General features: G+C 61.7%; 20 protein-coding genes. 14 read left to right on the top strand and 6 right to left on the bottom strand.

Features of this window, described 5'->3' with window-relative positions; all coding sequences use genetic code 11:
* The first annotated feature begins 34 nt into the window (after nt 1-34).
* From P3T25_RS00840 to araD, 4 genes are read left to right on the top strand one after another with little or no spacing between them, the layout of a single operon-like run.
* Nucleotides 35-1114, top strand: coding sequence for an ABC transporter ATP-binding protein (locus P3T25_RS00840; RefSeq protein WP_154559123.1), 1080 nt, complete (start codon nt 35-37; stop codon nt 1112-1114).
* On the top strand, nt 1111-1989 hold the full coding sequence (locus tag P3T25_RS00835; RefSeq protein ID WP_154559122.1) for an ABC transporter permease: 879 nt from the start codon (nt 1111-1113) through the stop codon (nt 1987-1989). The genes P3T25_RS00840 and P3T25_RS00835 overlap by 4 nt, the downstream gene beginning before the upstream one ends.
* Nucleotides 1989-2912 (top strand): ABC transporter permease, encoded by a 924-nt coding sequence (locus tag P3T25_RS00830; protein WP_154559121.1) that lies wholly within the window; start codon nt 1989-1991, stop codon nt 2910-2912. Before P3T25_RS00835 ends, P3T25_RS00830 begins: the two co-directional genes overlap by 1 nt.
* Entirely contained in the window at nt 2909-4648 is a 1740-nt protein-coding gene (gene araD, locus P3T25_RS00825) for an L-arabinonate dehydratase (RefSeq protein WP_154559120.1), read from the top strand. The genes P3T25_RS00830 and araD overlap by 4 nt, the downstream gene beginning before the upstream one ends.
* Nucleotides 4649-4661: 13 nt before the next feature.
* On the opposite strand, the gene P3T25_RS00820 is transcribed toward araD, so the two are convergent.
* Both P3T25_RS00820 and P3T25_RS00815 read right to left on the bottom strand, forming a co-directional pair.
* Nucleotides 4662-5267 (bottom strand): short chain dehydrogenase, encoded by a 606-nt coding sequence (locus P3T25_RS00820; RefSeq protein ID WP_154559119.1) that lies wholly within the window; start codon nt 5265-5267, stop codon nt 4662-4664.
* A 207-nt stretch (nt 5268-5474) separates the two neighbouring features.
* Entirely contained in the window at nt 5475-5927 is a 453-nt protein-coding gene (locus tag P3T25_RS00815; RefSeq protein WP_154559219.1) for a DUF3005 domain-containing protein, read from the bottom strand.
* 336 nt (nt 5928-6263) lie between these two features.
* Here P3T25_RS00815 and P3T25_RS00810 point away from each other — a divergent pair, with 336 nt between their 5' ends.
* From P3T25_RS00810 to P3T25_RS00800, 3 genes are all read left to right on the top strand, one after another.
* Complete coding sequence (locus P3T25_RS00810; protein ID WP_154559118.1) at nt 6264-6497, top strand: hypothetical protein; 234 nt, start codon at nt 6264-6266, stop codon at nt 6495-6497.
* A gap of 127 nt (nt 6498-6624) precedes the next feature.
* Nucleotides 6625-7560, top strand: coding sequence for a serine O-acetyltransferase EpsC (epsC, locus tag P3T25_RS00805; protein WP_154559117.1), 936 nt, complete (start codon nt 6625-6627; stop codon nt 7558-7560).
* Between the two features lie 151 nt (nt 7561-7711).
* The gene (locus tag P3T25_RS00800) at nt 7712-8536 is read left to right on the top strand and encodes an AraC family transcriptional regulator (protein WP_154559116.1); all 825 of its coding nucleotides are present in this window, start codon (nt 7712-7714) and stop codon (nt 8534-8536) included.
* 313 nt (nt 8537-8849) lie between these two features.
* On the opposite strand, the gene P3T25_RS00795 is transcribed toward P3T25_RS00800, so the two are convergent.
* The 3 genes from P3T25_RS00795 to P3T25_RS00785 form a co-directional block, all read right to left on the bottom strand.
* On the bottom strand, nt 8850-9356 hold the full coding sequence (locus P3T25_RS00795; RefSeq protein ID WP_171928745.1) for a metal-dependent hydrolase: 507 nt from the start codon (nt 9354-9356) through the stop codon (nt 8850-8852).
* A gap of 155 nt (nt 9357-9511) precedes the next feature.
* Complete coding sequence (locus P3T25_RS00790; RefSeq protein WP_174825341.1) at nt 9512-9862, bottom strand: sugar ABC transporter ATPase; 351 nt, start codon at nt 9860-9862, stop codon at nt 9512-9514.
* Between the two features lie 295 nt (nt 9863-10157).
* Entirely contained in the window at nt 10158-11309 is a 1152-nt protein-coding gene (locus P3T25_RS00785) for a porin (RefSeq protein WP_154567098.1), read from the bottom strand.
* A gap of 627 nt (nt 11310-11936) precedes the next feature.
* Between P3T25_RS00785 and P3T25_RS00780 the strand changes: the two genes are divergently transcribed.
* On the top strand, nt 11937-12509 hold the full coding sequence (locus P3T25_RS00780) for a hypothetical protein (protein WP_154567099.1): 573 nt from the start codon (nt 11937-11939) through the stop codon (nt 12507-12509).
* Between the two features lie 190 nt (nt 12510-12699).
* Entirely contained in the window at nt 12700-14655 is a 1956-nt protein-coding gene (locus P3T25_RS00775) for a PhoX family protein (protein WP_154567100.1), read from the top strand.
* A gap of 30 nt (nt 14656-14685) precedes the next feature.
* Here the strand turns inward: P3T25_RS00775 and P3T25_RS00770 are convergent, their stop codons facing one another.
* Nucleotides 14686-15120: a hypothetical protein gene (locus P3T25_RS00770; RefSeq protein WP_154567114.1), complete on the bottom strand. Its 435-nt coding sequence runs from the start codon at nt 15118-15120 to the stop codon at nt 14686-14688.
* Between the two features lie 241 nt (nt 15121-15361).
* On the opposite strand from P3T25_RS00770, the gene P3T25_RS00765 reads away from it, so the two are divergent.
* From P3T25_RS00765 to P3T25_RS00745, 5 genes are all read left to right on the top strand, one after another.
* A complete protein-coding gene (locus P3T25_RS00765; RefSeq protein ID WP_154567101.1) occupies nt 15362-16057 on the top strand; it encodes a CDP-alcohol phosphatidyltransferase family protein in 696 nt (231 codons plus the stop codon).
* Nucleotides 16054-16884 (top strand): HalD/BesD family halogenase, encoded by an 831-nt coding sequence (locus P3T25_RS00760; protein ID WP_429357246.1) that lies wholly within the window; start codon nt 16054-16056, stop codon nt 16882-16884. The genes P3T25_RS00765 and P3T25_RS00760 overlap by 4 nt, the downstream gene beginning before the upstream one ends.
* A complete protein-coding gene (locus P3T25_RS00755) occupies nt 16881-17900 on the top strand; it encodes a flippase-like domain-containing protein (protein WP_154567103.1) in 1020 nt (339 codons plus the stop codon). The genes P3T25_RS00760 and P3T25_RS00755 overlap by 4 nt, the downstream gene beginning before the upstream one ends.
* 25 nt (nt 17901-17925) lie before the next feature.
* Complete coding sequence (locus P3T25_RS00750; RefSeq protein ID WP_154567104.1) at nt 17926-18690, top strand: NTP transferase domain-containing protein; 765 nt, start codon at nt 17926-17928, stop codon at nt 18688-18690.
* Nucleotides 18691-18949: 259 nt separating this feature from the next.
* On the top strand, nt 18950-20353 hold the full coding sequence (locus P3T25_RS00745) for an MFS transporter (RefSeq protein ID WP_154567105.1): 1404 nt from the start codon (nt 18950-18952) through the stop codon (nt 20351-20353).
* The last annotated feature ends 8 nt before the right edge of the window (nt 20354-20361 follow it).

Below are 20361 nucleotides of genomic sequence, written 5' to 3'. Positions count from 1 at the left end.
GCGATTCGAGCGTCACGCGCATCAGGAAACCGCCATGAAGCATCACTTTGAGCAGTTGCGGCTCGATTCGGTGAGCCGCAGTTTCACGAATGCGGAGGGCCAGGCGGTCGCGGCGCTGCAAGGGCTCGATCTGAATATCCAGCGTGGCGAGTTCATTGCGTTGCTCGGACCTTCGGGTTGCGGAAAATCGACGGCGCTCAATTGCATCGCCGGCTTGCAGCCCTTGAGCGGCGGCGGCATCTGGCTCGACGATAAACGCATCGACGTGCTGCCGCCGGAAAAGCGCGGCTTCGGCATGGTGTTCCAGAACTACGCCCTCTTTCCGCATATGAGCGTGCTGGATAACGTCGGCTTCGGATTGAAGATGCGTGGCGTCGGCAGGAGCGAGGCAGTGCGCCGGGTGCGCGAAGCATTGCAGCTCGTACAACTGGTCGGTCATGAGCGTAAGCTGCCCGGACAACTGTCGGGCGGTCAGCAGCAGCGGGTGGCGATTGCGCGTGCGATCGTGATCGAACCGCCACTGATTCTGATGGACGAACCGCTGTCGAATCTCGATACGAAGCTGCGCATCGAAATGCGTGCTGAGATTCGTCGCATCCACAGTAAGCTCGAACGCGCGACGCTCTACGTGACGCACGATCAGGACGAAGCGCTTTCCATGGCCGATCGCATCGTCGTGATGAAAGAGGGTGTGGTGCAGCAGATCGGCACGCCGAAAGAGGTCTACACGCGGCCGCAAAACTTGCACGTGGCGCGTTTCATGGGCTATCGAAACGTAGCCGAATTCACGCTCGAAGGCACGCAAGGCGATGGGGTTGCGGTGAGCGCGAATGGTGTGCGTCTGATCGGCACGCCGATGGCCGGTTTCAACAGCAAGCGCGTGAGCGTCGCGCTGCGCCCCGAGGATATGGAGCACGCGGCACCTGGCATGGAAAACGCCTTTGACGCGTTGGTGAACACCGTGGAATACGGCGGGCACGATTCACTGCTGCGGGTGAAGACCGCGTTCGGCGATTTGTGGGCGCGCATCGCGGGCGAATTCGAAGAGGGCGAACGCATCAGTCTGCGCGTGCCGCCCTCACGTACGCTCGTCTATGACGGAGAGGCTGCTTGAACACGCCCACGCTGTCGCCGCCGCTCGCACCGCGCGACGCCAAGGCGTGGCTGGTCGCGCCAGCTTTGATTTTCATCGTGGCGTTGTTCATCTATCCCTTTGCGTATGGTTTGGTGCTGTCGTTCCGGCCGATGAACGGCGGCGGCCTGTGGGCCAACTACCTGACGTTCTTCACCGACTCGTCGATGTGGCCGACCATTCTCGTCACGCTCAAGCTCGCCGTGCCCGCGACGCTGATCAATGTAGGCGTGTCGGTTCCGGTGGCGTTTGCGCTGCGCCGCAATTCGCCCTATCAGAAACTCGCCACGACGCTGCTGGTGATTCCTGTCACGCTCGGCACCGTGCTGATCGCCGACGGCATGCTCACGTATTTCGGCCCGAATGGCTGGTTTCCCCAGGCATTGCAAGGATTGCATCTCTACACCAATGAAGTGCGTCTGACGCATAACTTCTGGGGCGTGCTGATTTCGCTGATCGTGTCGGGTTTTCCGTTTGCGTTTCTGCTGACGCTGTCCTACGTGACCGGCATCGATCCGACGCTCGCGAGCGCTGCCGCCACGCTCGGCGCGAGCCCGTGGCAGCAGTTCCGCCGGATCTATTTGCCGCTGCTGGTCCCTGGATTAACGATGGCCGCCTGTTTGTCGTTCGTGCAGGCGTTCTCGGTCTTTCCATCGGCGGTGCTGCTGGGTGCGCCCGCCGGCCCGACGCGTGTGATGTCGATCGCCGCAGCCGAAGCCGCGTTCGAAAGCTACGATTATTCGCTTGCTTCGGCGATCGCAATGGTGATGGGTTTCGTGCAACTGCTGGTGGTCGCCGCGATGCTCGGCGCGCGCCGCTTCTTCTACAGCGGTCCGGTGACGGGAGGCAAAGGCTGATGGCTAGCGATCACCGCGCCGCGCATCCTTCGTGGTCCGCGTCGAAGGAAAACAACGACGGCGCCCAGCAACCCAGCAAGCGCGTGAAGCAGCGCGCCAGCGTGCCGGGCCGCATCTGGCAGGTGCTGGTGTGGGGCGCGATGGTGTTCTTTCTCGTCAACGTGGTGTTGCTGATTGCGACCGTCGCGGTGAATTCGCTGGCGACCCGCTGGTTCGGCACCTTGTTGCCGCAAGGCTTCACGCTGCATTGGTACGCGCAGGCGTGGAGCGATTTTCAGCTCGCGAGCGTGTTGTGGGTCACCGTCGAAGTGGTCGGCGCCGTGGTGGTGTTGTCGGTTGTACTCGGCGTGCCCGCGGCGTATGCGCTCGCCCGCGTGCAGTTTCGCGGCAAGCGCATGGCGATGCTGATTTTCCTGTTGCCCCTGATGGTGCCGCCCGTGACCTACGGCATTCCGATGGCAACCGTGATGTACAAAGTCGGCCTTGCGGGCACCTTGAGCGGCGTGATCCTTGCGAATCTCGTGCCGGCGCTGCCGTTCGTGATTCTGGTGATGACGCCGTTCATCGAGCAGATCGATCCCAATCTCGAAGCGGCGGCGCGCATTTTCGGGGCGAACACGTTTCGCTATTTCCGCTACGTGCTGCTGCCCCTGCTGGTGCCCGGCATGTTGGCCGCCGGGCTGCTCGTGCTGGTGCGCACGATCGGCATGTTCGAGCTGACATTCTTTACAGCGGGCCCCGCGACGCAAACGCTCGTGGTCGCCTTGTACTACGCTGTATTTTCAACCGGCGTGCGCGCACCGCAATCGATCGACGCGATGGCGATGATCTACATGGCGATCACGTTGATCTGGGTGCTGATCGCGCTGCAATTCGTCAGCCCGACGCAGATCGTGTCGCGCGTGAAGGAGCAAAGACGTTGACGAAGCGAAAGAAACCCGAAGAACTGCGCAGCCACCGCTGGTACGGCTTAAACGATCTGCGCTCGTTCGGCCACCGCTCGCGTACCGCGCAAATGGGCTATAGCCGCGAGGAATACGCTGGCAAGCCGGTCATCGCGATCCTCAACACATGGAGCGAGATCAATACCTGCCACACGCATTTCAAGCAACGTGTCGAGGAAGTGAAACGCGGCATCTGGCAGGCAGGCGGCTTTCCGGTCGAGCTGCCCGTGCAGACGCTCGCCGAGCCGTTCCAGAAGCCCACCACGATGCTCTATCGCAACTTCCTCGCGATGGAAGCCGAGGAGACGCTGCGCTCGTATCCCGCCGATGGCGTCGTGCTGATGGGTGGTTGCGACAAGACCACGCCCGCCTTGCTGATGGGCGCGATCTCGATGGATCTGCCGGCGATCTTTCTGCCGGCCGGTCCGATGCTGCGCGGCAACTGGAACGGTGTCACGCTTGGCTCCGGTTCTGACGTCTGGAAATACTGGGCCGAGTTGCGCGCGGGGACCATCACGGAAGGGGACTGGCAAGGTGTGGAAGGCGGCATTGCCCGCTCGCCGGGTCACTGCATGACAATGGGCACCGCGTCGACCATGACGAGCGCTGCCGAAGCGCTCGGCTTCACGTTGCCCGGATTTGCCTCCATTCCCGCAGTGGATTCGCGGCACGCGCAGATGGCGGCGAAAACCGGCATGCGTATCGTCGAGATGGTGTGGGAGGACCTGAAACCATCCGATCTGATCACCGCCGGCTCAATCGATAACGCCGTGACCACCTGCCTCGCGCTCTCTGGTTCGACCAACGCGATCGTGCATATGATCGCGCTCGCACGCCGCGCCGGCGTCGAACTGACGCTTGATCGCTATGACGACATCTCGCGCCGCACGCCGGTGCTGGCGAACGTTCGTCCGACCGGCGCGTATCTGATGGAGGACTTTTTCTACGCGGGCGGATTGCCGGCCATGCTTGCTGAACTGGGCGACCTGATCGACCGTTCGCAGAAAACGGTGAATGGCCGCACGCTCGGCGAAAACCTCGAAGGCGCGACGATTTTCAACGACGAGGTGATCCGCCGCCGCAGCGCGCCGCTCCTGCCCAATAACGGTCTCGCGGTGCTGCGCGGCAATCTCGCGCCCGACGGCGCCGTGATCAAACCCGGTGCCGCCGAGCCGCGCTTGCTCGTGCACACCGGCCGCGCCGTGGTGTTCAAGGACTACAACGACATGGCCGCGCGCATCGACGACGAAGCGCTCGACATCGACGAGACCTGTGTGATCGTGCTGCAGCACGCGGGACCGGTGGGGGCGCCAGGCATGCCCGAGTGGGGGCAATTACCGATCCCGCGGAAACTGCTGCAAAAGGGCGTGCGCGATATGGTGCGTATCTCGGATGCGCGGATGAGCGGGACGAGCTACGGTGCGTGCGTATTGCACGTCGCGCCGGAGTCGTTTATCGGCGGCCCGCTTGCACTGGTGCAGAGCGGCGATCTGATCGAGCTGGACGTGCCGCGGCGCAAGCTCAACATGCTCGTAGCGGAGGAAGAACTGGCGCGCCGCAAGGCCGCCTGGGTCAGACCCGAGCCGCGGTTTACGCGCGGCTTTGGCGCCTTGCATCAGGTGCACGTGCTGCAGGCGAATAAAGGCTGCGACTTCGATTTCCTGCAGCGCGGCGGCGCGCAGACGGATGCAAGCGGCGAGCCGGAGATTCACTGAGCGTTCTGAAGGCTCAATACCCCACGCGATACACGCGGCCCGTTTGCGCGCCTTCAACGCTGCGCAGATAGGCCTGCGCGGCACGTTCGGCGGTGACCGGCTCGAAGCCGCGGAAGTAGGGCGCATAAGCAGCCATCGCTTCGGTGAGTACGGTCGGGCTCACCACGTTGATGCGGATGCCGCGCGGCAATTCGATCGCGGCGCCGCGCACGAAACCTTCCAGGGCCAGATTGACCGTGGTTGCGTTCGCGCCTTCGCGAATCGGTTCGTCGCCGACAATGCCGCTCGTCAGCGTGAACGAACCGCCGTCGTTCACGTACCGCTGCGCGCCCAGCACCACATTGATCTGACCCATCAGCTTGTCGCGCAGACCGACCCAGAACTGCTCGACGCTCATCTCCGGCAGCGGGCCGAAATGCAGCTTGCCGGTGGCGGTGACGATGCCGTCGACTTTACCAATCTCGCTAAAGAGCCGCTCGATGCTGGCCGGGTCGGTGCTGTCCACGCGATACTGGCCGCGCGTCGCGCCCACTTCGATGACTTCATGGCGTGCTTTCAATGCCGTGCTCACTGCCTGGCCGACCGTGCCGGTTGCGCCTATTACGACAATTTTTTTCATCTGCTGCTCCGTTTGGTATTGGACATGCAGTCGATTGTGTCGGCGTTCGACGGGCGGAAAAAGCCCGTTCGGCTTGCAGGTCCTGCAACCCTGAGTTTCTAATCCGTAACGAAACGCGCACCGTCATTCAAACGGTGCGCACTTTGGAATGGACTGATTAATTGGTGCGAGCGGCGCAATTCAAACAAATATGCGCCGCGCGAATACTTATTTCGCCCGATGTAATTCAATCACGCGGGTAGGGCGCAGGTGATTGAGGGCGAAATGGATGCGGCCACGTTCGCGACGGCTGCGGATTGGGCGCGGGTCGTCGAACAGTTCATCTTCTGAATCGACGCCTTGCGGCTCGACCATGCCTTTATCGATGACCGTGTAGCCCGGTTCGAGCGCCAGCAGCAGATGATTGCCGCCAACCCGGCTGTCGAAGCCGGCCATGCCGTCCTGTGCCTCGGGCACGCTGTTGATCAGGCTCGCGTTGCTCGTCGTGATCTCGTCCGGCGAGATCGGGCTGTGGCCGGCGATGCGGGCGGCCTCGAGATTCTTGCCGTCGGTGTCGACCGTGCTGTCGTGCGTGCGGTCGTTATGCAGTTCCGTTGTGCTCGGGCCGGTGGTGCGCGGTAGTTTGCCGGCGTCTGCCGGCTTGTTGATGTCGCTGTTCATCATGCATTCTCCACTGAAGAGGACATGGTTGAAGTGCAGCAAAACCCGTTCCGCCTCGCACAACCTCTTTGTGCGTGTGAGTTGTACCGCGGTTGCCTCGCAGCTTATGTGCAGCTTATGTGCAGTGACATATGCGGGCATTTCACGTGGCGATTGCGTCAGCGATTCTTTTCGTTTTTTTTAATGGACGCCTATTTTCTACAGAGTATGATCTTACTCCGACGAGCGAAGCGCGGTTAAATCGACGACATGCGTCCGGCTTTTTTTTACATGGCCGACAACGAACAGACGCGCGCTACTCAAAACATCTTACGGGGCCGTCAGGGCGGGTGACACATGCATTTCGATGCTGCATTCACACATCGCGGCTACTTGCTGAATTGCGCGCCGGCGCGCGCGTGCGATGGCACTTGGCAACCGTATGTGGTCATCTCCCGCTCCAGCGACGGCGAACTGGTCGCCAACCGTTTTTTCCCCACTGACTTGCGTTTTCCTGACGAAGCCACCGCCATCGCGCACGCACGCGACTGGGCCGTGCGCTGGATCGATGCGAGCAGCGTGACGATCTGAAGCGCGTCCGCCACGCGCGAACCGGCATACCGGGCAGCCGCGCGACGTTGCGCGAACCGCCGCAAAACGCGGTAATCTCTTGGGACAATCACTCTGAACCGCGCCTATCGCGCGGCGCTGTCCTTTTATGCCTAATGTGCCTGCCCACAACTGGGGTCTCGAACAGATCGTCGCGGACCTGCGCGCGTCGCGTGAAGAATTGCATCGCACGCGGCATCCGCTCGGCATTCGCGAGTTGCCGTCGCGCGATGCGGTGATCGCCATTGTCACCGGCTTGCGCGCGGCGTTGTTTCCCACGCACTACGGCGCCCCCGATCTAACTGACGAAACCGTCGACTACTACGTCGGCCACACGCTCGAAAGCACGTTGCGATTGCTTGCCGAACAGATTCGCCGCGCCTTGCGCTTTCTGCCCGAGTTTGGCGAAACGCCCGATGCGGATCTGAAGGAGCGCGCGTTCAATGTCGCGCGCGAGTTCGGCACGCAGTTGCCCGGTATTCGCGCGTTGCTGGTCAGCGATATTCAGGCCGCTTTCACCGGCGACCCGGCCGCGCAGCACATCACTGAAATTCTGCTGTGTTATCCGGGCGTGTGGGCAATGACGCACCATCGTCTTGCGCACGCGCTGCACCGCCTCGGCGTGCCCTTGCTCGCGCGCTTCATCAACGAGATCGCGCACTCGGCGACCGGCATCGACATTCACCCGGGCGCGACCATCGGCCCGAGTTTCTTTATCGATCACGGCACGGGCGTTGTGATTGGCGAGACCGCGATCATCGGCGAGCGCGTGCGTGTCTACCAGGCCGTGACGCTCGGCGCGAAGAGCTTCGCTGCGGATGTTGACGGCACGCTGGTCAAGGGCAACGCGCGCCATCCGATCGTTGAAGACGACGTCGTGATTTATGCAGGCGCGACGATTCTCGGCCGCGTGACGATCGGGCGCGGCTCGGTGATCGGCGGCAATGTGTGGCTGACGCATAGCGTGCCGCCGGGCAGCAGCGTATCGCAAGGCAAGATCCGCGAGGGTGAGCGCACGGGAACGGAAGAGGGGGGCGGTAGATGAGCGGGTTGGCTCACGCGTCATCTCGCACTTTGCCGCGTGGACTGGCGCGCGGGGTGCTCTGGCGATCTGCATACGGCTCGCTGCGCGATTCAGCGTGCAGACCGCCGCGTGTTGTGCCGCGCGGAACGCTAGTTAACTTCTGAGGCGCACCATGTCACGCGGCCGCGTTCACATGCCTCGCTGCGCGATCGCCGGCGTCGAAGCGACGGTGGCCGAAACGACGCATTCGTTTCCGCGCCATTCGCACGACCGCTTCGGGGTAGGCGTGATCGTTACGGGCGGACATCGATCATCAAGCGGCCGCGGCGTAGTAGAAGCACGAGCGAACGACGCGATCATGGTGAACCCGGGGGAGGTACACGACGGCAGCCCGCTCGACGAGCGCGGACGCGCATGGCGCATGCTGTATTTCGAGCCATCGATGCTAAGCGACGCCGCAATCGAATTAAGTGGAATCGCCACACACGAGATCGAACTGACACAACCGGTGGTACACGACCCGTTACTGAAGGTGCTATTCGAGCGCCTGTTCACAGCATCGGTGGAGGCGCAATCCGTGCCGGACGACCTGATCCGAGAGGAGACGATGCTCGAGTTGCTTGGGTATCTACTTCGAACTCACGCGACGGCGCACGCACGTCCACGGTTGTCACAGACCTTGAATCCGATTGCACGAGCGAGGGCGCGTATTGACGACGACCCTTCGTCACCGCTCACGCTAACTGACCTTGCTGCTGACGCCGGCATGAGTCGCTTCCAGTTGCTACGGGGTTTCGCGCACGAGATGGGGTTACCACCGCACGCATACAGGATGCAGCGCAGGGTAATGCTTGCGAGACAACTGATCGCGCGTGGCGCGACCTTGGCAGACGCCGCAGCCTCAGCGGGCTTTGCGGATCAGAGCCACATGACCCGAGCATTCGTGCGATTGATGGGCATGACCCCTGCGAACTACGCAGCCGCGAAGCGGCGATAGAGTACGCCAACGGGGTTAAGAACAACGCTTCGGCGCGCGCAGCGCCGCCGGAAGTATGACGCCCTTGTCACTGGCGTATGCAGGGGCACGAACACAGATTCCAGATGCACCACTACCCGCAGCAGACCACGGTGCCCACTTAGCATTAGCGGTTTGAGCCGCTTTCTTTTGCCTACTTTTCTTTGCGGCATGCAAAGAAAAGTAGGTGCCGCCCCGCACAGGGGCAACGCTAATAGACCACTAACAAATCAAGGAAAGGCCAACGCCATACGCACACAGACATAAGCGCCGCGCAGGCAAATAAAGCCACCCCCTACCCAACTCTAAAAAACCTAAAAACCGAAACCCCATGCAACCAAACATGCTCCCCAACAAACCACGCGGCGACCCAAGCCGCTCCAACAACAATCAAATCACAATGCCCACTATTCCAAAGATTCAAAGAATGCCGCCCAGCAATCCAGGGCACCCCCAAAGGATTAGGCCAATCGGCCAACAAATGCATCACCCCCCCACAAGCAAACCCAAACACCGCCGCAGCATAAACCGAATGCCCAAGCCAATGATAAGAGCCCACGAGCAACGCGACCCACCCCACCCCCCAATGCGTCAGCGTACGATGCGTAATCCACAGCCTTCGCGCGCGTGACCACCACGCCACCTCCAGCCAGTCCGGCGCCGTACTCCCCGCCACTCCGGCGATGAAACTCAACAACACGCCGATATGAAACGAACCACCGCCGCCGACGCGCGCGACAACAGCCGCCGCGATTACGCCGGCCGCAAACCCAGTCGCGTGATGTGCTTTGTTGGATGCCATCGAACCTCACGACGCGGTGCGCCGGATAAAAGCCAAGGGGCGGCTATGTTCGCAGATGAGCAGATAAAAAAATAGCCAACACAGGAGATAAAAAAACCGGACATCGGCGTGGTCTTCAGTGTCGCCCTCAACAACGCAGCCGCGTGACCCAAACCTCAGGTCGCACAACGCGCAATATCGACACGCATTTCCGCTTCAGGCGGATCGTCCGGCGCATTCGCGGGATGCATCACCTTGATGGCCGAGCCGGCGTTGTACGGCGTGAGCGTAACGAAATACGAGTTGTTCGAATCGGAGCCGACGGCGATCTCGGTCGCGTCGCCGACGCGCGACATTCGCACGCGTGACAGCTTGCTTTCGAGGCAATCGGCGATATAAGCAGGGGCGCGCTGCGAAGACACGTACATCATCGGCTGGGACGCGTCGCGGGCGGGGCCGCTGGAACCGCAGGCAGCGAGAAAAGCAGTGAGGGCAGCAGCGGGAGCAAGCAGAAGAAGTCTTTTCATGGTCCGATCGTCGGCGTCCCCGATCGTGTACGGGAACTTGGGGCGCGGGCGAAGCGCAACGCGATTGAACGCAACGTCATGCTTCGCGACGAAGCAGCCGTTCAACCGCAACGACGTTACGGCAAGGAAGGCAGCCGACCTCAGTATACCCACGGCATGCTTGCGCCGTCACTACCGCTACGTCGAAACGTAAGAACGTAAGCGCCTTGAAAAAAACCCGCGCGTGATCGTGCCACGCGCGGATTCGGCTGCAGGGCGGACCCATACGCCGCTCTGCATGTATCGTCAGAAAAACTTAGAAGCGGTGACGCAGGCCGACAGCCGCAGCAACCTGGTTGCCGGTCGACGACGGCGCCAGCGTGTTGATCGCCGCCACGTTCGCACCGAAGTTGCCGAGTTCGCCCGATGCGTGCTGATACACGCCTTCCACGTACACGTCGGTCCGCTTGCTCAGCGAGTAGTCGCCTTGCAGCGATACCGTGTGCCACTTCGGATCGCCCGAGCCGTTCGAACCTGACATCTTGCCGTCGGTGAACGTGTACGAAGCGGCGAGGCTCAGTGCCGGCGTCAGTGCGTACTTGCCGTTCAACTCGTAGTTGTCCAGATGAAGGTTCGTGCCTGCCACACCCGGCAGCGTCGTGCCGCCGACGTCCACGCCCGTGATGCCGTCCAGTTGCGTATGCGTGTACACGAAGCCAGCCGTCGCCGGGCCGTACGTGTAGTTGATGCCCGCACCGAACGTGCGTTGCAGGTTAGCCGCGACGGCGGCGGTGCCGTTGCCTTGCGAGACTGCGCCGCTCAGGTTCGAGCTACCCGAGTTGTTTAGTTGCAGGTAAGCGGCGGCTACGCTCAGCGGACCGTTGTCGTACGAAGCGCCGACGCTCCATGCGCGGTTGTTCGAGAACTGGCCGGCCGAATTGCTGAAGCCGTACAGGCCGCCGAATTTCAGGCCGGCGTAGTTCGCGCTCGTGTACTTCACGGCGTTCTTGATCGAGAACGAGTTGTCCAGATTGTCGTTGTCGAACGGGTGAGCGGCGAGATTGTTGCCGAAGCCCGCGCCCGCTTCGGACAGCGGCGCGAGGTAATCGACCACGGAATCGTACTGGCGGCCGAGCGTCAGCGTGCCGTATTGATCGCTCTGCAGACCGACGAAAGCCTGACGATTGAACATCGTGCTGCTTTCCGAAAACTGGCCGTTGTTCAGGTTGAAGCCGTTTTCCAACGTGAAGATGGCATGCAGACCGCCGCCAAGGTCTTCGTTGCCGCGCAGGCCGAAATAGGTGTTCGACACCGAACCGCTGCCTTGTTGCCAGTTGCTGTGGCCGCCCTGGTTGTTCGAGTAGACGAGACCGGCGTCCAGCGTGCCGTACAACGTAACGCTGCTTTGTGCGTGAGCGGTGATGGCGAACGCGCCCATGAGGCCTGCTGCGATGAGGGTTTTTTTCATGTTTAGATAACTCCGGGACAGTGCGTAGAGAATCGCATTCCAGTGCTAACAGCCGATTGCGCCGGCTGCCTGACGATCCGCTGCGAAGTGTATGCCTGCTATTTATATCTTTAACCACATATGGCGCAACAATGCATTTTCTAATTCGGAATGCCGGATTGAGAATTGTGTAAGTGCGGGTAAATAAAGAAAAAATATTTGTGCGCGATGGCGTTGTAACTATTCGTCAAATTGTCGGTGTTGCTCGATCGCGACGCTCCCGCTGTGTCATATTCAGTAAGGATTTAAGCGCGTCGTTGCCTGAATTTCGAATCATTCTGATTTCTGCAATGGACTCTTCCAATTCGTGTGCTCTATCCCGGCGAATTACAGTTCTACAATTCGTTTCACCCCCTGACCAGGGGTGTCTTTTTCATCTTTTTATACGCGGCTTTCGGGCCGCGTTTTTTTCGAACGTTCTATAATCGGTTTATAGGTTCCCGCGAATAACGAAATGCACTATTTCGATTGGCGAAGAGCGTGCCCTGGCTTGTCCGTTCGTCAGAGGGCCGCGTTCGGCGGGTGTGGGGCAGGTAGAATCGCAGGCTTGAGTTGTGTTTCCGCCCCGCGAACGTGAGTAAACCTGTAATGACCAATTCCCCCCTTCCATCGTCCGACACCGCTGCTGACTCCCCGACGGAAGGCGCGTCCGAAATCCACGAAACCCCGCTCGATCATCTGGAAGACGCGCTGCCCGAAACCCAGCACGAAGCGCGTCTGTGGCGCGATGACGGCTGGACCGCGCGCGTCATCAAGAACGAAGACGATGAAGGCTGGGCCGTCGCCATGATCAAGGACGGCGAAGCGGAACCGGCACTCGTCGGCCCGTGGACGATGGGTCGCAACAAGAAAGATCCGAAGCCGCTCGACACGTCGGCGTTCAACACGCTGGTGAAAACCGCATCTGAAGTGTTGCGCCGCCATGAGCAGCAACTGCGCGCCCAGTTGCACAAAGAAGTGCGCGTGGCCAGCGCGGACGGCAATGACGAACTCGACATCACGCTCGACATCGTTCCCGACGAAGACGAGCCGTACGCGCTGCTGACCGCGCTCGATACGTTCGGCGAACAGCTCGCGCAAGTGCAGGTCGCGCCGAACTTCAAGCTGAGCAAGGCGAGCGCTGCCGCGTGGGTCGAAAACGAATTCCGCCGTCCGGGATAGAGCGGCGGTGACGGGCTTCGGCTAACTAAAAGCTGAATTTAACATTACTAAAGCCTGTCAATATACTTTCACATTCACTTCATAGAATCCTCGCGTCATAGCGGCGCGAGCGTGAACCATGCGGTTTTGGGTCTGAGTGCGTGCCGGCTGTGCATTCACCCACGCTACCCAAACCCTGGATCACGACAACATGGCAGAGCCGTTCGACCTTTCCCGCCGCAAGGCCCTGAAACTCCTCGCCGGTGCGCCGATGCTGCCGTTAGGCGGGCTTGCAACGGCGTCGATGCTGACCGCGTGCGGCGGCGGAGGCGACGAGTTGGCGACACCGGTGAGGCCGGTGGCCAACTTCGTCTCGGCGGCATTCAGCGGCATGGCCGCGCCGACGCTGGCGGACCCTGCCGCGATGGCGAAGACGACGGTCGGCTCGACGCTCTCGGTGCAACTGAGCGATGGCAGCAGCCGTACGTTCAAGCTCGCGTACCAGCCGTTTTTCGTGACCGGCGACGTGGTGCCGAACATCAAGGGCGGGACGATCCTGGCCGGCGGCTACTTCGATATCAACAATCAGCCGATCATCGATAAATCGGTAGCGGGCAAAGAGCGCCAGTTCTATTCGGACTGCCCGGACGGCAGTTCGCTGATTCGTCTCGACAAGCCGACGGTGAAGGGCCTCAAGGGCAATGCGGTATTCGCCGTCGTGCAGTTCGAATACGCGACCCGCGATCAGAGTCTGAAGTCGATGTATGGCCAGTTGCCGTCGCCGATCGCCGTGCTCACGCTCGATCAGGACCCGGCCACGGGCAAGCTGACGCTGGTGGGCTATCACAGCGTCGATACATCGAAGGCGCATGGCTTGTGGATTACCTGCGGCGCGAGCCTGTCGCCGTGGAACACGCATCTGTCGAGCGAAGAGTACGAGCCGGACGCCGCGACGATCGCAACCAACAGTCAGTTCAAGGGCTTCAGCCGCAGCCTTTACGGTGACGAAACCACCGCCAATCCCTATCACTATGGACATCTGCCGGAAGTGACCGTCAATCCCGACGGCACCGGCACGATCAGGAAACACTACTGCCTCGGCCGCATCTCGCACGAACTGATTCAGGTGATGCCGGATAAGCGCACCGTATTGATGGGCGACGACGCGACCAACGGCGGCCTCTTCATGTTCATTGCCGATCGCGAGGCCGATCTGTCGGCGGGCACGCTGTACGTCGCAAAGTGGACGCAGGTATCGTCGAGCAGCGCGGGTGCGGCAACGCTTTCCTGGATCAATCTGGGCCACGCGACCAGCGACGAAATCGAGGCGCTCGCCAACCAGTTGAGCGCGAGCGACATCATGGACGTCGCGATCAAGGACCCGGTCGATTCGACCTACACGAAGATTAACTACAACGGCACCTTCAACTGGGTGCGCATCAAGCCGGGCATGACCAAGGCGGCGACCTTCCTCGAAACGCATCGCTACGCAGCGTTGGCGGGCGGCAGCATGGGTTTCACGAAGCTCGAAGGCACAACGGTCAATATCAAGGACAAGGTGCTGTATTCGGCGATGTCACGCATCGAGAAATCGATGGTGCGCGGCCACGCCGCATCGACCGATGTCGCTGTCGACAAGGCGATCAACGCCGGTGCGGTTTACGCGCTGAACATGGAGGGCGGCCAGCGCGACCGCAGCGGCGGCGCGATCAACAGCGACTGGGTGCCGGTGGACATGGCCGCGCCTGCGGCGCTGGTCGGCGAGGATCTGTCGTCCGCCGACGTGCTTGGCAACACGGCGAACCCGGAGCGTATCGCGAATCCGGACAACCTCAAGTTCTCGGAGAAACTGCGCACGCTCTTTATCGGCGAAGACAGCGGCATGCACGTCAACAATTTTCTGTGGGCTTATAACGTCGACACGAAAACGCTCGCACGTGTGTTGTCGTGCCCAGCGGGCGCGGAGTCGACAGGCCTGCATGCAGTCGACGAAATCAACGGCTGGACGTACGTGATGAGCAACTTCCAGCATGTCGGCAATTGGGAAAGTCCGTTGCACGACAAGATCCAATCGACACTCGATCCGCTCGTGCGGGCGAACTATAAGGACCGCTTCGGCGCGACGGTGGGGTATCTGACGGCGGACCCGGCGGGGATCAAGTTGTAGGGGGCGAGTGGGGCGGCGCGACCCGCCGCCTCAACTCCGCTTGCAGAAAATCGCCGTTACGAGCGGCGCCACCCGATGCACGATCGCTGTGCTGCCGGTCTCGGCGAGCGCGGCCTGGACCTTGGATTCGCCGCCGAACACCACGACACCATAGGCGGAGCGGGCCACGGGTTCACCGTCGCCGACGCGGAACATCGGATCGTCTTTTTCGTAGCCGACCACCGCGAAAACGTGAAAGCCGAATGCGGTCAGGTCGGCGCCCTGCACCGGCGAAAACGCATTGATGGAGTTGCTTTCGACCCGCATTGGCTTCGGATCGATCAACTGCTGCTGGGCGAGATCGGCAATGAACTGATGACCGCTCTCATTGCAGGTGAGCGGTGCGTCGAGAGCGGCAGCATGACTGCTGAGCGGCAGCGCGGCGGCGGCCAGCGCAAGGAGTACGGATGAAAAGAAGCGTTTCATATACGTGAATGGCGACCCGCGTTCGATGTAGTGAGTTCGCAACGAGTGGCGGCGATGCGCCGCACCCCGAAAAGACATTGCGCATCGACGTGATCTGGTGTGACAGGCGCAACTGGATTCGCACTTTAACGTGATTCGGCATATCTTGCGCGGCGCCTGGCACGCATCGGCAACAATGAGCCCTTAAGAAAACGTTAAGGAAGGAAGCAAGCTTTTACGATCCCGTATATATTTCCGGGTTATGAATTCGCGACCACCAATTCCAATTAACGTTCCGGCCCCCAGAACATGGGATGCGAGACTCGCCCGCCGACTAGTCACGCCGCTTGTCAACACCTGGGTCACGCCGAACCATCTGACCACGCTGCGCCTGCTGATCGGGCTTGCCGGCGCGCTCTGTCTCGCTCACGGCGGATTTGCCTGGGCCAATGCGGGCGCCTCTCTGATCGTGCTGTCGAACTTTGTCGACCACACAGATGGCGAACTCGCGCGCATCGGCGGAAAGTCGAGCCGGATCGGTCATTTTTACGACCTGGCTTGCGACGCACTCGTGACCGTCATGTTGTTCGTCGGCATGGGTGTCGGTTCGACGCATGTCGGCTCATTGAAAGTTTCACCCGGCTGGCTGGGTGCCGTGGCGGGCGTTGCGGTCGCGCTGATTTTCTTCCTGCGCATGCGCATCGAGGAGATGGCGGGCAAGGCAGGTACAAAGCAGGCATCGGTCGGCGGTTTCGAAACCGAAGACGTGCTGTACCTGCTTCCCATCGTCACGCTGACGAGCGTCGTCATGCCGTTCGTTGTGGTCGCGTCAATCGGCGCGCCGCTGTTTGCCGTCTGGGTGGTGGTCGATTACTGGCGCGTCGCGCGCCGCGCCGAGCGCTCGGCGGCCGCCCCTGCCAAGGCGTCTGAAACCAGTCAAATGTGGGCCAGTGAATGAGTATGCACGCCGAACACGACGTGATCGCACCAATCTCAGTTGAACGTTCGCCGGCCTCTTCGTTGGCCTCGTCGGCCGTGTCTGCGCCGAATGCCGATCGCGCCGTAGCGAGCCGCACGCTCACGTTCGACACACGGCGTCTCTCAAAGGATTTCGCCGATCAGGGCGCGTTCCTGTATCTGGAAGATTTCCTCGCGCCCGAAGTCACCGCCCAGCTCGTGCAGAGCGCGCGCGGCCTCCTCGACGAAGTGAACCGCAACTATCTGCCGGGACACAAGCAGGGCGGCAGCGTCAGCCGTCATACGATCGACCGTCTCGCGCCGTTCATCGCCGAACTGTATCGCTCGAAGGAACTGATCGGCTGGCTAGAACAACTCAGCGGCGACAAGCTGCAAGTGTCGCCTGCGGACGATCCGCACGCCTATGCGCTGTACTACTACACGCGGGCCGGCGACCACATCGGCTGGCACTACGATACTTCGTACTATGACGGCCGCCGTTATACGCTGCTGCTCGGCGTGATCGACGAATCGTCGTGCCGGCTCGATTACGAATTGCATACGCGCAATCCGGACGTGGCGGATCAACCCGGCTCGGTGCAGATTCCGCCGGGCGGCCTGGTGTTCTTCGACGGCGACAAGCTGCGTCATCGCATCACGCCTGCCGGCGCAAACGAAATGCGCGTGTCGCTCACCTTCGAATACGTCACCGACCCGAACATGCGGCCGTGGCGCCGGTTCATCTCGAACATGAAGGACGCGATCGCGTACTTCGGTTTCCGCCAGGTTTTCCGTCAGATGACGAAACGCCGCAAGGACCCCGCATGACACGCGCGGCCCTGATTCTGCTGTCGATCGGGACGGCGCTCTTTGTCGGCCTGCTCGCCTGGCAGGGTTTCGGCTCCGTGGCCTCGGCGCTGGCCGCGGCCGGCTGGGGGCTCGTGCTTGTCGCGGCGTTTCACCTTGTGCCGCTGGTGCTCGACGCCGGCGCAATCTCGGTGCTGTTCCAGCGTCAGCGCGACGGCGTGCATCGCGACGCGACGGTGCGCGACGCATTGTTCGCACGCTGGATCGGCGAATCGGTGAATAGCCTGTTGCCGGCCGGCCAGATCGGCGGCCCGGTGGTGATGGTGCGGCAACTGTCCCAGCGCGGCATGCGCATGCGCGACGCGGCCGCCGCCGTCACCGTCAGCACCACGGCGCAGGCGGTCGCGCAAATCGTCTTCGCGTTGCTCGGGCTGCTGCTGTTCGGCGCCTATGCCGCGCACGGTGCGCTTCACGATCTGCGAACCGCTACGCTGATTGCCACCGGCGTGCTGGGTGCGATGATTGCGGGCTTCTACTATGCGCAGCGGCACGGCCTGTTCGGCCGTTTGCTGGGCGTGGTGTCGAAGCTGTTCGGCAAGCGCGACTGGTCGTCGCTGATGACGCGCGCCGAAGCCGTCGACGCCGCCGTGCAGGCGATCTACCGCGAGCGCGGCCGCGTCGCGGCAAGCTTCGCACTGAGTCTGGTGGGCTGGATCGTCGGCACGGTCGAGGTGTGGCTCGCGCTGCGCTTTCTCGGCCATCCGGTCGACTGGGTCGACGCGCTCCTGCTCGAAAGTCTCGGGCAGGCGATTCGTGGCGCGGCGTTCATGATCCCAGGCTCACTCGGCGTGCAGGAAGGGGGTTATCTGCTGCTCGCGCCACTCGTGGGCTTGCCGCCGGACGCGGCGCTGGCGTTGTCGCTCGCCAAGCGCGCACGTGAAATCCTGCTCGGTTTGCCTGGCCTACTGGTTTTGCACTTCAGCGAACGAAGCTGGCAACGGCGGCGCGCCACCACGCGCGTGCCGGTTGTCGATTAATCTCCGAATTTTTAAAGGACTGCGCATGCGTGCCATCATCCTCGCAGCGGGCCTCGGCCTGCGTCTCCAGCAACCGCCGCAGGCACAGTTCCCGAAGTGCCTGTTGCAGTTCGACGGCATGAGCCTGCTCGAGCGGCATCTGCAAATGCTGGAAACCGCCGGCGTGACCGACGTCGTGCTGGCGCTCGGTTTTCAGCCTGAATCGGTGCAGGCGGAACTGGAGCGGATCAACTGGCCGCATAAAGTGGAAACCGTGCTGAACCCGCGTTACGACCTGGGCAGCGTGCTGACGGTGCACACCGTGGCCGAGTCGCTCACGCGCGGCGGCGACGTGCTGCTGATGGACGCCGACGTGCTCTACGACGAGCGCATTCTGAGCGCGCTCGTGGAGGGCGGGACGGTCAACCGCCTATTGATCGACCGTGATTTCGAAGCCGGCGACGAACCCGTCAAGCTGTGCCTGAAAGACGGCGTGCCGGTCGAATTGCGCAAGCAACTCGCCGTCAATCTCGAGTACGACACCATCGGCGAATCGGTGGGCTTCTTCCGCTTCCGCCAGGAAACCGCACAACGTTTCGCGCAGATCGTTGCAGGCTACGTGGATAGCGGCCGGGCCAACATGCCGCACGAAGAAGCGGTGCGCGACCTGCTGCTGGAGCGCAGTCAGGTATTCGACACGGCCGACGTGACCGGCGCGCCGTGGATCGAGATCGACTTCCCGAACGACGTTGCTCGCGCAAGCACCGAGATTCTGCCGCAGTTGCAACCGCTGGTCAGTGCATCGCGTTAAGTCCTGCTCCTGAATTGCCGCTGTATTGCATGGTGAGCCGGCTGTATGCCGGCTTACCATCGCGTCGTTATTTTCCCTTCTTTTTCGCGCCTGTTTTTTGAAAGCCGTTCTGTCTCGTTGCGCGCTCAACTATTGGGCGGCGCATATCAACGCGTCGTCCGCGCCAGTACGAAAAGGCTTCGCTTAACAACATCCGTTGTCGATGCGATGCCATAATCGCAGCTTTACACCGGCGGCCTTGCAACCCGTCGTCATGCCAATGCCTCTCGCTTTAGGCGCTTTCATTGTTCCGCTGATCGTCGCGTGTGCGATGTTCATGGAAAACGTAGACGGCACGGTCATCGTGACGTCGCTGCCCGTTCTGGCGCGCGATCTCGGCCAGGACCCCATCACCCTCAAGCTCGCCGTGACGGCTTATGTCATCGGCCTTGGCGTCTTCATTCCGATTTGCGGCTGGGTCGCTGACCGCTTCGGTTCCCGCACGGTGTTTCGTACGGCAATCGGTATCTTCATGGCCGGCTCGCTGATGTGCGCGGCGTCCACGTCACTCGGCACCTTCGTGGTTGCGCGCTTCGTGCAAGGCATCGGCGGCGCGATGATGGTGCCGGTGGGGCGCATCATCATTTTCCGCTCGGTGCCGAAGTCGGACTTCATTCGCGCGGTCAACTATCTGACGGTGCCCGCGTTGCTCGGGCCGGTAGTTGGGCCGCCGCTGGGTGGGTTCATCACGACCTATCTGCACTGGCGCCTGATCTTCTTCATCAACATTCCAATCGGCCTGCTGGGTATCTGGCTTGCGAACAAGCACATCGCCAACGTGCGTGAAGCGCATCCCGGCCGGCTCGACTGGACCGGCTTCGTGTTGTCGGCGAGCGGGGCGTCGCTGTTCATGCTGGGGCTCTCGCTGGTAGGCGGCGAACTGGTGTCCAACTCGGTATCGGTCAGCATGTGTGTGTTCGGCGTACTGCTGCTGGTGGTGTACGTGCGGTACGCGAACCGCGTCGAATTGCCGGTGCTCGATTTGCGGCTGTTGCGCATTCCGAGTTTTCACGCGAGCGTGGTGGGTGGTTCGCTGTTTCGCATCGGCCTCGGCGCGGTGCCGTTTCTGTTGCCGCTTGCGTTGCAGGAAGGTCTGGGCATGACGGCGTTCAAGTCGGGGTCGATCACCTGCGCGTCCGCATTCGGCTCGATCTTCATGAAGGCGGCCGCGTCGCGCATTCTCGAACGGTTCGGTTTTCGCACGGTGCTGATGTTCAATGCCGGTTGCGCGGGCCTTGCGATTGCCGTCTACGGTCTGTTCTTTCCCGGTACACCGCATTGGTTGATCTGGTGTGTGGTGCTGTTCGGCGGCTTCTTCCCTTCGTTGCAATTCACCTCGTTGAATACTTTGGCGTATGCGGATATTCCGAGCCGCGACGTTGGCCGCGCGACGAGCGTGGCGAGCGTGATCCAGCAGATCTCGTTGGGGCTCGGCGTGACGATTGCTGGCATCGTGCTGCAAATCTCGCATAACGTGCAGGGTCATTCGACCATCGTGTTCTCCGACTTCTGGCCGGCGTTCCTCGTGGTCGGCCTGTTCTCGTTCCTGTCGATTCCGGTGACCGCGCGCTTGCCGCAAGGCGCCGGCGACGAAATCGCACGCGGCAACCGCGGTAGCGCCTGAGTGTTCAA

Origin of the sequence: Paraburkholderia sp. GAS32 (assembly GCF_050434225.1) — a bacterium.
GTDB classification, from domain to species: domain Bacteria; phylum Pseudomonadota; class Gammaproteobacteria; order Burkholderiales; family Burkholderiaceae; genus Paraburkholderia; species Paraburkholderia madseniana.
The sequence above is the reverse complement of the archived record's forward strand: the minus strand, read 5'-3'. Positions and strand labels throughout refer to the sequence as shown.